The sequence below is a fragment of the Halorhodospira neutriphila genome, assembly GCF_016584055.1.
GTDB classification, from domain to species: domain Bacteria; phylum Pseudomonadota; class Gammaproteobacteria; order Nitrococcales; family Halorhodospiraceae; genus Halorhodospira; species Halorhodospira neutriphila.
In genome coordinates this window covers 1-9039 of sequence record NZ_NRSH01000089.1, presented here as the reverse complement: position 1 = coordinate 9039, position 9039 = coordinate 1, and the positions used below count along the sequence as shown (strand labels likewise).

Here is a 9039-nt window from a genome sequence, read left to right as displayed (position 1 = left end):
GCGTATGCACGAGCAGGCCCGGGCGGCCATCGCCGAGGCGGACGCCGCGGTGCTGCTCGTCGACGCCAGCGCGGGGCTCAACGCCGCCGACGAGGCCATCGCCGAGGAGCTGCGCCGCGCCGGCCTGCCCGTGCTCCTGGCCGTCAACAAGGTCGACGGCCTCGACCCCCGCCTGGCGAGCGCCGAGTTCCACGCCCTCGGCATCGGCGAGGTCCACCCGATCGCCGCCCGGCGCGGCCAGGGGGTGCCGGCGCTGCTCGACGCCGTGCTCGCTGCCCTCCCCGCCGAGGCGCGCGCCGCCCCGGCGGAGCCCGCGGAGGCGGAGGAGGGCGTGCCGGTGGCGGTCATCGGCCGGCCCAATGTCGGCAAGTCCACCCTGATCAACCGCCTCTTCGGCGAGGCGCGGGTGCTGGTCTACGACGCGCCCGGCACGACCCGGGACAGCATCGCCGTGCCCTTCGAGCGCGACGGCCAGCGCTACACCCTGATCGACACCGCCGGCGTGCGGCGCCGGTCGCAGGTCCCCGAGGGCGTCGAGAAGCTCAGCGTCGTCAAGAGCCTCGAGGCGATCGAGCGCGCCTCGGTGGTGCTGCTGGTCACCGACGCCCAGGAGGGGATCACCGAGCAGGACGCGCGGCTGGCCGGCCACGTCCTCCAGGCCGGGCGGGCGCTGGTGGTGGTCATCAACAAGTGGGACGGCCTCGGGCCGGAGCAGCGGCGCAAGGTCCGCCGCGACCTGGACCTGCGCTTCGCCTTCCTCGGCTTCGCCCGGCACCACTTCGTCTCGGCGCGCCACGGCACCGGCGTCGGGCTGCTGCTCGGCTCCGTGGACCGCGCCCACGCCGCCGCCCACCGGGACCTGCCCACCCCGGCGCTCAACGAGGCCCTCCACGAGGCCGTCGCCGCCCACCAGCCCCCGCTGGTCCGGGGCCGGCGCGTCAAGCTGCGCTACGCCCACCAGGGCGGGCACAACCCGCCGGTGATCGTCGTCCACGGCAACCAGGTCCAGCGCCTGCCGGCCGCCTACGTCCGCTACCTGGAGAACTTCTTCCGCGAGCGCTTCGACCTCTACGGCACGCCGGTGCGCGTCGAGTGCCGCACCGGCGAGAACCCCTTCGCCCACAAGCCGAACCGCCTCACCGAGCGCCAGCGCCGGCACCGGCAGCGGCTGATCCGGCACGCCAAGCGCAGCAAGAAGAAGAAGCGCGCCCGCCGCTAGGCGGGCCTTCAGACCTGGACGAGGACCACGGAGACGTTGTCCTCGCCGCCGGCCTCGAGGGCGGTCTGGATGAGCCGGTCGCGCCGCTGCTCGAGGCTCGCCGCGGCGGCGCCGAGGATCGTGGCGATCTCGGCGTCCTCGACGGCCCCGGTCAGCCCGTCGGAGCAGAGCAGGTAGAGGTCGCCGGCGCGGCGGGGGAGGCGGGAGACCTCGGGCTCGGACTGGGTGACGGCGCCGAGGGCGCGCTCGAGGACGTTGCGCTCCGGCGAGTGGCGCGCCTGCGCCTCGCTCATCTCGCCGGCCTCGACGGCCCGCTGCACCGGCGTGTGGTCGCGCGTCAGCCGCTCCAGCCGGCCCTCGCTCAGCCGGTAGACCCGGGAGTCGCCGACGTGGGCCACGGCGAGCTCGTCCGGGGCCACGCAGAGCAGCGCCAGGGTGGTCCCCATCCCCTCGTAGCGCCGGTCCCGCTCGGTGTAGGAGAGCACCGCGCGGTTGGCCAGCTGGACCAGCTTGGTGGGGTCGCCGCCGGACTCGAGCCAGGTGTGGTCGCTGCCGTGGTGGCTGCGGCCGATGGTGACCACCGCCTCCACGGCCAGGCGGGCCGCCTCGTCGCCGTAGGGCAGCCCGCCGAGCCCGTCGGCGAGCACGGCGATGCCCGCCTCCTCGTCCCAGCCGATCCGATCCTCGTTGCGTGGGCGCACATAGCCGCAGTGCGAGCTCCCGACGATCTCCATGGCGCTCCTCCTCTTCGCGGGCCTGCGGGGCCCGTCTCTTGGTTATCGGCTCTCCGGTCCCATCCTAGCCCCATCGCGCGGAGGGCGGAAATGCGCCGCCGCCGCGGGCGGGGTGCTAGCGCGCCCGCAACTCGATACCATGGGCGGAAATCCAGTGTCCGCAAGGAGTCGCGATCGTGAGCCTGCTGATCTTCCTTATCTTCCTCGGCGCCTGCGCCGGGGCCGCCACCACGGGGGCGCTGTTCGGCCCCGACCGCTGGTACGAGGGGCTGGAGAAGCCGTGGTGGACGCCGCCGAACTGGGTCTTCCCTATCGCCTGGTCCGTGGCCTACCTGCTCGTCGCGGTGGCGGCGTGGCGGATCGCCGTGGCCGAGCCATCGACGGTGCAGGCGCTGGCGCTGGCCCTGTGGTCGCTGCAGATCGTGCTCAACGCCCTCTGGACGCCGACCTTCTTCGGGCTGCACCGCATCGCCGGCGGGATGGCGGTCCTCGCCTCGCTGTGGGGCGTCACCCTGGTGGCCACCGCCGTCTTCTTCACCGTCGACGGGCTCGCCGGGGTGCTCTTCGTGCTCTACCTGGCGTGGCTGAGCTACGCCGCCTCGCTGAACTACGGCATCTGGCAGCGCAACGGGGCGGGCCCCGGCGCGGGTGCCGAGGCGGCGGGCGGTGAGGCCTCGAGCCCGGCGCAGCGGCCGTAGCCCCGGCAGGGAGGTACGTTCCCCCGCCCGGCGGCCCCTCGCCGGGCGGGGAGCCGCTAGGGGAGCACCGGCTTGAAGGGCTCCACGTGCACGCGCTCGTAGACGCCGGCGGCGACGTAGGGGTCGGCCTCGGCCCAGGCCTGCGCCGCCTCGAGGGAGTCGAACTCGGCGATGACCAGGCTGCCGCGGAAGCCCGCCTCCCCGGGGCTTGGCGTGTCGACCGCCGGGAAGGGGCCGGCGCTCAGCAGCCGCCCCTCGTCGCGCAGCCGCTCGAGGCGCTCGAGGTGCGCCGCCCGCGCCTGCCGGCGCAGGGGCAGGCTCCCCTCGACGTCGTAGCTGATGATGGCGTAGTACATGGGTCTATGTTATCGCCCTGCAAGGGCTCCGGTACAATAGGGAGCCAGCCCCGCCTGATGCCGGGGCGCTCCAGCGAGAGGGGGAACCATGGCGCAGTACTTCGAGGTGCACCCGAAGACCCCGCAGCAGCGGCTGATCAAGCAGGTGGTCGAGATCCTGGGCGAGGGCGGCGTGATCGCCTACCCCACCGACTCGAGCTACGCCCTCGGCTGCCGGATGGGCGAGAAGGCGGCCCTGGACCGCATCCGGGAGATCCGCCGGCTCGAGGACGGCCACAACTTCACCCTCGCCTGCAAGGACCTCAAGGACATCGGGACCTACGCCCAGATGGAGAACTACGCCTACCGGCTGCTGAAGTCGCACACGCCGGGGCCGTATACCTTTATCCTGCGGGCGACCCGGGAGGTGCCGCGGCGGCTGCAGCACCCCAAGCGCAAGACCATCGGCATCCGCGTCCCCGATCAGCCGGTCAGCCGGGCGCTGCTCGAGGCCCTCGGCGAGCCGCTGATGAGCGTCACCCTGCAGCTGCCCGGCGACGAGCTGCCGCTCAACGACCCGGAGGAGATCCGCGAGCGCCTGGGCAAGCAGATCGATGCGGTCGTCGACGGCGGGCCGGCCGGCGGGGGGGCGAGCACCGTGGTCGACCTCACCGGCGAGGCCGCGGAGGTCGTCCGCGAGGGCGTCGGCGATACCCGCGTCTTCCAGAGCGCCTGACAACCACAAGGAGAGCTGCTTGGCAAGCGTCAACACCCGCCCTAGCCGCGTCCTGTCGGGCATGCGCCCGACAGGGCGCCTGCACCTGGGCCACTACCACGGCGTGCTGAAGAACTGGCTGCGCCTGCAGGACGAGTACGAGTGCTTCTTCTTCATCGCCGACTGGCACGCCCTGACCACCCACTACGAGACCCCCTGGGTGGTCGGCGACAACGTCTGGGAGATGGTCATCGACTGGCTCGCCTGCGGCGTCAACCCCAAGCTCGCCCGGCTGTTCATCCAGTCGCGGGTGCCGGAGCACGCCGAGCTGCACCTGCTGCTGTCGATGATCACGCCGCTGGGCTGGCTGGAGCGGGTGCCGAGCTTCCGGGATCAGCAGGAGCAGCTCCACGACCGCGACCTGGCGACCTACGGCTTCCTCGGCTATCCGCTGCTCCAGGCCGCCGACGTGCTCATCTACAAGGCCACCGAGGTGCCGGTGGGCGAGGACCAGGTCGCCCACCTCGAGCTGACCCGCGAGGTCGCCCGGCGCTTCAACCACCTCTACGGCCGCGAGCCCGACTTCGAGGAGAAGGCGCAGGAGGCGGCGCGGAAGATGGGCAAGAAGAACGCCCGGCTCTACCACCAGCTGCGCCAGCGCTATCAGCAGGAGGGGGACCGCGAGGCCCTCGAGGTCGCCTACGCCCTGCTCGAGGGGCAGCCGAACATCACCGTCGCCGACCGCGAGCGCCTCTACGGCTACCTCGACGGCAGCAGCCGCGAGCTCCTGCCGGAGCCCGAGGTCCTGCTGACGCCGACGGCGAAGATGCCCGGGCTCGACGGGCGCAAGATGTCCAAGTCCTACGGCAACACCATCGGCCTGCGCGAGCCGGCCGACGAGGTGGCGCGCAAGCTGCGCACCATGCCCACCGACCCGGCCCGGGTGCGCCGCACCGACCCGGGGACGCCCGAGAAGTGCCCCGTCTGGGACTTCCACAAGGTCTACTCCGACGAGTCGACGCAGCAGTGGGTCCAGCAGGGGTGCACCACCGCCGGCATCGGCTGCCTCGAGTGCAAGCGCTGCATCATCGACGCCGTGGAGGCGGAGCTCGCCCCCATCCGCGAGCGGGCCCAGGAGTACGAGGCGGATCCCGAGCAGGTCCGGGCGCTGATCGTCGACGGCTGCGAGCAGGCGCGGGAGGAGGCGCGCGAGACCCTCTCCGAGGTGCGCAGCGCCATGGGGCTGGAGTACCGGTGAGCGAGGAGGCGGCCGCCGATCCGGCGGCGGCGCCCGCCCCTGCCGAGACGGAGCCCCGGGCGCGGGTGGGCGCGGAGCCGCTCCGCCGCCTCCCGGACGACCTCTACATCCCGCCGGACGCGCTGGAGGTCTTCCTCGAGGCCTTCGAGGGGCCGCTCGACCTCCTGCTCTACCTCGTCCGGCGCCAGAACCTCGACATCCTCGACATCCCCATCGCCGAGGTGACCCGGCAGTACATGGAGTACGTCGAGCTGATGCGCGAGCTGCGCCTGGAGCTGGCCGCCGAGTACCTGGTGATGGCCGCCGTGCTCGCCGAGATCAAGTCGCGGATGCTCCTGCCGCGGCCGCCGGCCGAGGACGGCGACGAGGAGGAGGGGCAGGACCCGCGCGCCGAGCTGGTCCGCCGGCTCCAGGAGTACGAGCGCTTCAAGCAGGCGGCCGAGGCCCTCGACCGGCTGCCGCGCCAGGGGCGGGACACCTTCCCGGCAACGGCGCCGGCGCCGGAGTGCCAGCCGCAGCCGCGGCCGCCGCAGGTCGACCTGCGCGAGCTGCTCACGGCCCTGGCCGACGTCATGCGCCGGGCCCGGCTCCACGAGCACCACCAGGTCGAGCGCGAGCCGATCAGCGTCCGCGAGCGCATGACCGAGACCCTGGCGCGGCTCTCGGCGCAGCGCTACACCCCCTTCCCGGAGCTCTTCGCCGCCGCGGAGGGGCGCACCGGCGCCGTGGTCACCTTCCTGGCGCTCCTCGAGCTGGTGCGCGAGTCGCTGGTCGAGCTGGTGCAGGCCGACGCCTTCGCGCCCCTCTACGTCCGCGCCTGCTAGCCGTGGGCGGGCTCAAGGCGATCATCGAGGCGGCCCTGCTCGCCGCCGAGGGCCCCCTGACCGTGGAGCGCCTCCAGGGGCTCTTCGAGGGGGAGGAGGCCCCGGACCGGGAGGCGGTGCGCGGCGCGCTCGCCGAGCTCGCCGCGGAGTGCGAGGGCCGCGGGGTCGAGCTCCGCGAGGTCGCCGGCGGCTACCGGCTCCAGGTCCGCGCCGAGATGGCGCCCTGGGTCTCGCGGCTCTGGGAGGAGCGGCCCGGGCGCTACTCCCGCGCCATGCTCGAGACCCTGGCGCTGATCGCCTACCGCCAGCCGATCACGCGGGGCGATATCGAGCAGGTCCGCGGGGTGAGCGTGAGCACCAGCATCATCCGCACCCTCGAGGAGCGCGGCTGGATCCGCACCGTGGGCCGGCGGGAGGTCCCCGGCCGCCCGGCGCTCTACGCCACGACGCCGGCCTTCCTCGAGCACTTCAACCTGGGGAGCCTCGACGAGCTCCCCGAGCTGGCGGCCCTGCAGGATCCGGAGCAGGCCTACGAGGAGATCGACCGCTACCTCGGCCGGGCGGCGGAGGGCGGGGACACCGACGAAGCGGGCAGAGGAGAGAGCAGTGAGTCAGAGTCGTAAGGGCGAGGGGGCGGCGCCGCGCGGGGAGAAGCTGCAGAAGGTGCTCGCCCGCGCCGGGCTCGGCTCCCGGCGCGAGATGGAGGCGGCCATCGAGGCCGGGCGGGTCCAGCTCAACGGCCGGCCGGCGCAGATCGGCGACCGGGCGGGCGCCCGCGACCAGGTCGAGCTCGACGGCCGTACCGTGCAGCGCATCCACCGCCAGCCCCCGCGGCGGGTGCTCCTCTACAACAAGCCCGAGGGCGAGGTGACCGCGCGCACCGACCCCGAGGGGCGCCCGACGGTCTTCCGGCGCCTGCCGCGGACGCCGGGGCGCTGGATCGCCGTCGGCCGGCTCGACCTCAACAGCCAGGGGCTGCTGCTGTTCACCAACGACGGCGAGCTGGCCAACGCCCTCATGCACCCCTCCCAGGGGGTGGAGCGCGAGTACGCCTGCCGCATCCGCGGCGAGGTCACCCCGGAGATGGTCCAGCGGCTGGTCGACGGCGTCGAGCTCGACGACGGGCCGGCGCACTTCGACGTCGTCGAGTCCGCCATGCCGGTGGACGACCCCGGCGAGGGGGCGAACGCCTGGTTCCACGTCATCGTCAGCGAGGGGCGCAAGCGCGAGGTGCGCCGGCTATGGGAGTCCCAGGGGGTGGCGGTGAGCCGGCTGATCCGGGTGCGCTACGGGCCGGTGGTCATGCCCCGGGACCTGCGCCGCGGCAAGCTGCGCGAGCTCGACGACGCCGGCAAGGCGGCGCTCTACGAGCACGTCGGCCTCGAGCCGCCGCCGCCTACGCCCCGGCCGCCGCGCCGGCGGCGTGGGCGCAAGCGCCGCTGAGGGGGCAGCCCCGGCAGCGCGGCCGGGGCCGGCAGGTCTCCTTGCCGAGGGCGACGATCTGGGCGTGGAGCTCGTTGAAGGCGGCGGGATCCGGCCCGAGGGCCGCCTCGACCGCCCCGCGCAGGGCCTCGTAGCCCTCGTCGCCGGCGATCCAGCCGAGCCGGGCGAGGATGCGCCGGGTGTAGGCGTCGACGACGAAGACCGGGCGCTCGAGGGCGTAGAGGAGGATGTCGTCGGCGGTCTCCCGGCCGACGCCCTGGACGGCGAGCAGCCGCGCGCGCAGGGGGCCCGTCTCCTCGCGGCGCATCCCCTCGAGGCCGCCGGCCTCGAGGTAGGCGCGGCAGAGGTTGCGCAGCCGCTGCGCCTTGACATTGAAGTAGCCGGCCGGGCGGATCGCCGCCGCCACCCGCTCGGCGGGGGCCTCGAGGAGGGCCTCGGCGTCGAGCAGGGCCTCGGCGCGCAGGTTGGCGACGGCGCGCTCGACGTTGCGCCAGGCGGTGTTCTGGGTGAGCACCGCGCCGACGAGGATCTCGAAGGCCGTCTCCGCCGGCCACCAGTCCAGGCGGCCGTGGTGGGCGATCAGGGCCTCGAGGAGCCCCCGCAGCTGCCCCGCCTCGAGGCTCGGCGCGTCCACGCCGGCGGGGCGCGTCACCCCTCGCCCTTCGGGCTCGGCGCCACCGTCAGGGCCTGGCCGTGGCAGTCCCGGCCGTCGGGGCCGAGCAGCCGGATGAAGGCGCCGGCGACCTGGCCCGGCTGGGTCAGCTCGAAGGGGTTGTCCCAGGGGTAGGCCTCGGCGTGCAGCCGGGTGGCCACGGTGCCCGGGTCGAGGCTGTTGACGCAGATCGAGGTGGTCTCGGCGAGCTCGGCGGCGAGCACCCGCATCAGCCCCTCGAGCCCGGCGTTGGCCACGGCGTAGGCGCCGCCGTAGGCCTCGCCCGCGCGGCCGCTGGCGTCGGAGGTCAGCACGACGGCGCCGCGGTCGGAGGCGCGCAGCAGCGGCAGGCAGGCGCGCGTGAGCATGAAGGCGGCGTTGAGGTTCACCTGGAGGGTCCGGTACCACGCCTCCACGTCGTAGTGGTCCACCGGCGCCGGCTTGCCGAGCACGGCGGCGGCGTGCAGGAGGCCGTCGAGCCGCCCGAGCCCCTCCCGGATGCGCTGCGCCACCTCGGGGTAGTGGTCGAAGGAGGCGCCCTCGAGGTTCATCGGGTAGATGGCCGGCTCCGGCCCGCCCTCGGCGACGATCCGGTCGTAGAGCCCCTCCAGGGCCTTGAGGTCCTTGTCCAGCAGCACCACGGTGGCCTTGGCCTCGGCCAGGCGCCGGCAGACCGCCTCGCCGATGCCGCCGGTCGCGCCGGTGACGAGGATGACCCGGCCCTCGAAGGCCCCGGCGGGTGGCGTGTAGTCGGCGGAGAGCTGCGGTTGGTCGGCCACGGTGGCACCTCTTTCAGTCCAAGGATTGATAGAATAACAATACTCTACGCAACCCCCAATAAGGCTAGCAACCGTGGGGGCTTGGCGAGCCGCGCCCGCCGGGCGAGCCACGCCTTGCGCAGCGGTGTCAGGGTGATACGGCCTGCCAGGAGGCGCTCGGGGCGGCGGCGGATCTCCTCGAGCAGGGCGCGGTGGATCGCCGTGTACGCCGCGAGGGGGCGCAGCCGGCGCCGCAGGGCCGCGGCCCGGGGGGCGTGCTCGGCGGCCTGCCGGTAGAGCCCGGCGAGCTCCCCGGCGTGGGCGGCGACGGCCGCCTGGAGGCGCTGCTGCCCCTCGGCGCTGCGCTCGGCGAGGGCGTGGCCCGGAGCCGGCTGCAGTGGTG

11 protein-coding genes and 1 pseudogene are annotated in these 9039 nt (G+C 74.1%); 7 read left to right on the top strand and 5 right to left on the bottom strand.

The features are described 5' to 3' along the window. Positions 1-1219: ribosome biogenesis GTPase Der (gene der / locus CKO13_RS08430; RefSeq protein WP_200259444.1), on the top strand; the 1219-nt coding region annotated here is incomplete at its 5' end. Positions 1220-1227: 8 nt separating this feature from the next. Here the strand turns inward: der and CKO13_RS08425 are convergent. Continuing rightward, positions 1228-1953: a PP2C family protein-serine/threonine phosphatase gene (locus tag CKO13_RS08425; protein WP_200259440.1), complete on the bottom strand. Its 726-nt coding sequence runs from the start codon at positions 1951-1953 to the stop codon at positions 1228-1230. A 176-nt stretch (positions 1954-2129) separates the two neighbouring features. On the opposite strand from CKO13_RS08425, the gene tspO reads away from it, so the two are divergent. Beyond that, positions 2130-2651, top strand: a complete 522-nt coding sequence (tspO, locus tag CKO13_RS08420) for a tryptophan-rich sensory protein TspO (RefSeq protein WP_200259437.1) — start codon at positions 2130-2132, stop codon at positions 2649-2651. Between the two features lie 56 nt (positions 2652-2707). Here tspO and CKO13_RS08415 read toward each other — a convergent pair whose 3' ends face one another. After that, a complete protein-coding gene (locus CKO13_RS08415) occupies positions 2708-3007 on the bottom strand; it encodes a YciI family protein (protein ID WP_200259434.1) in 300 nt (99 codons plus the stop codon). Positions 3008-3095: 88 nt separating this feature from the next. Between CKO13_RS08415 and CKO13_RS08410 the strand changes: the two genes are divergently transcribed. From CKO13_RS08410 to CKO13_RS08390, 5 genes are read left to right on the top strand one after another with little or no spacing between them, the layout of a single operon-like run. Continuing rightward, complete coding sequence (locus CKO13_RS08410; RefSeq protein ID WP_200259431.1) at positions 3096-3722, top strand: L-threonylcarbamoyladenylate synthase; 627 nt, start codon at positions 3096-3098, stop codon at positions 3720-3722. A 19-nt stretch (positions 3723-3741) separates the two neighbouring features. Then, positions 3742-4959 (top strand): tryptophan--tRNA ligase, encoded by a 1218-nt coding sequence (locus CKO13_RS08405; RefSeq protein WP_200259428.1) that lies wholly within the window; start codon positions 3742-3744, stop codon positions 4957-4959. Then, positions 4956-5783, top strand: a complete 828-nt coding sequence (locus tag CKO13_RS08400) for a segregation/condensation protein A (protein WP_200259425.1) — start codon at positions 4956-4958, stop codon at positions 5781-5783. The genes CKO13_RS08405 and CKO13_RS08400 overlap by 4 nt, the downstream gene beginning before the upstream one ends. Next, positions 5777-6406 carry an SMC-Scp complex subunit ScpB gene (gene scpB, locus CKO13_RS08395; protein WP_200259450.1) on the top strand — a complete coding sequence of 210 codons (630 nt, stop codon included), beginning with the start codon at positions 5777-5779 and terminating at the stop codon, positions 6404-6406. Before CKO13_RS08400 ends, scpB begins: the two co-directional genes overlap by 7 nt. Next, positions 6390-7226, top strand: a complete 837-nt coding sequence (locus CKO13_RS08390; RefSeq protein ID WP_338034611.1) for a pseudouridine synthase — start codon at positions 6390-6392, stop codon at positions 7224-7226. Before scpB ends, CKO13_RS08390 begins: the two co-directional genes overlap by 17 nt. Here CKO13_RS08390 and CKO13_RS08385 read toward each other — a convergent pair. From CKO13_RS08385 to CKO13_RS08375, 3 genes and pseudogenes are all read right to left on the bottom strand, one after another. Beyond that, a complete protein-coding gene (locus CKO13_RS08385) occupies positions 7180-7878 on the bottom strand; it encodes an endonuclease III domain-containing protein (RefSeq protein ID WP_420827062.1) in 699 nt (232 codons plus the stop codon). The genes CKO13_RS08390 and CKO13_RS08385 overlap by 47 nt on opposite strands. After that, entirely contained in the window at positions 7875-8657 is a 783-nt protein-coding gene (locus CKO13_RS08380; protein ID WP_200259422.1) for an SDR family NAD(P)-dependent oxidoreductase, read from the bottom strand. Before CKO13_RS08380 ends, CKO13_RS08385 begins: the two co-directional genes overlap by 4 nt. A 44-nt stretch (positions 8658-8701) precedes the next feature. Further along, positions 8702-9039, bottom strand: a pseudogene (locus CKO13_RS08375) (hypothetical protein); the annotation flags it as partial.

What these genes read in the sequence shown, in the direction of transcription:
- CKO13_RS08425 (WP_200259440.1), bottom strand. Translation starts at nt 1,953, where the DNA reads ATGGAGATCGTCGGGAGCTCGCACTGCGGCTATGTGCGCCCACGCAAC.
- CKO13_RS08415 (WP_200259434.1), bottom strand. Translation starts at nt 3,007, where the DNA reads ATGTACTACGCCATCATCAGCTACGACGTCGAGGGGAGCCTGCCCCTG.
- CKO13_RS08410 (WP_200259431.1), top strand. Translation starts at nt 3,096, where the DNA reads ATGGCGCAGTACTTCGAGGTGCACCCGAAGACCCCGCAGCAGCGGCTG.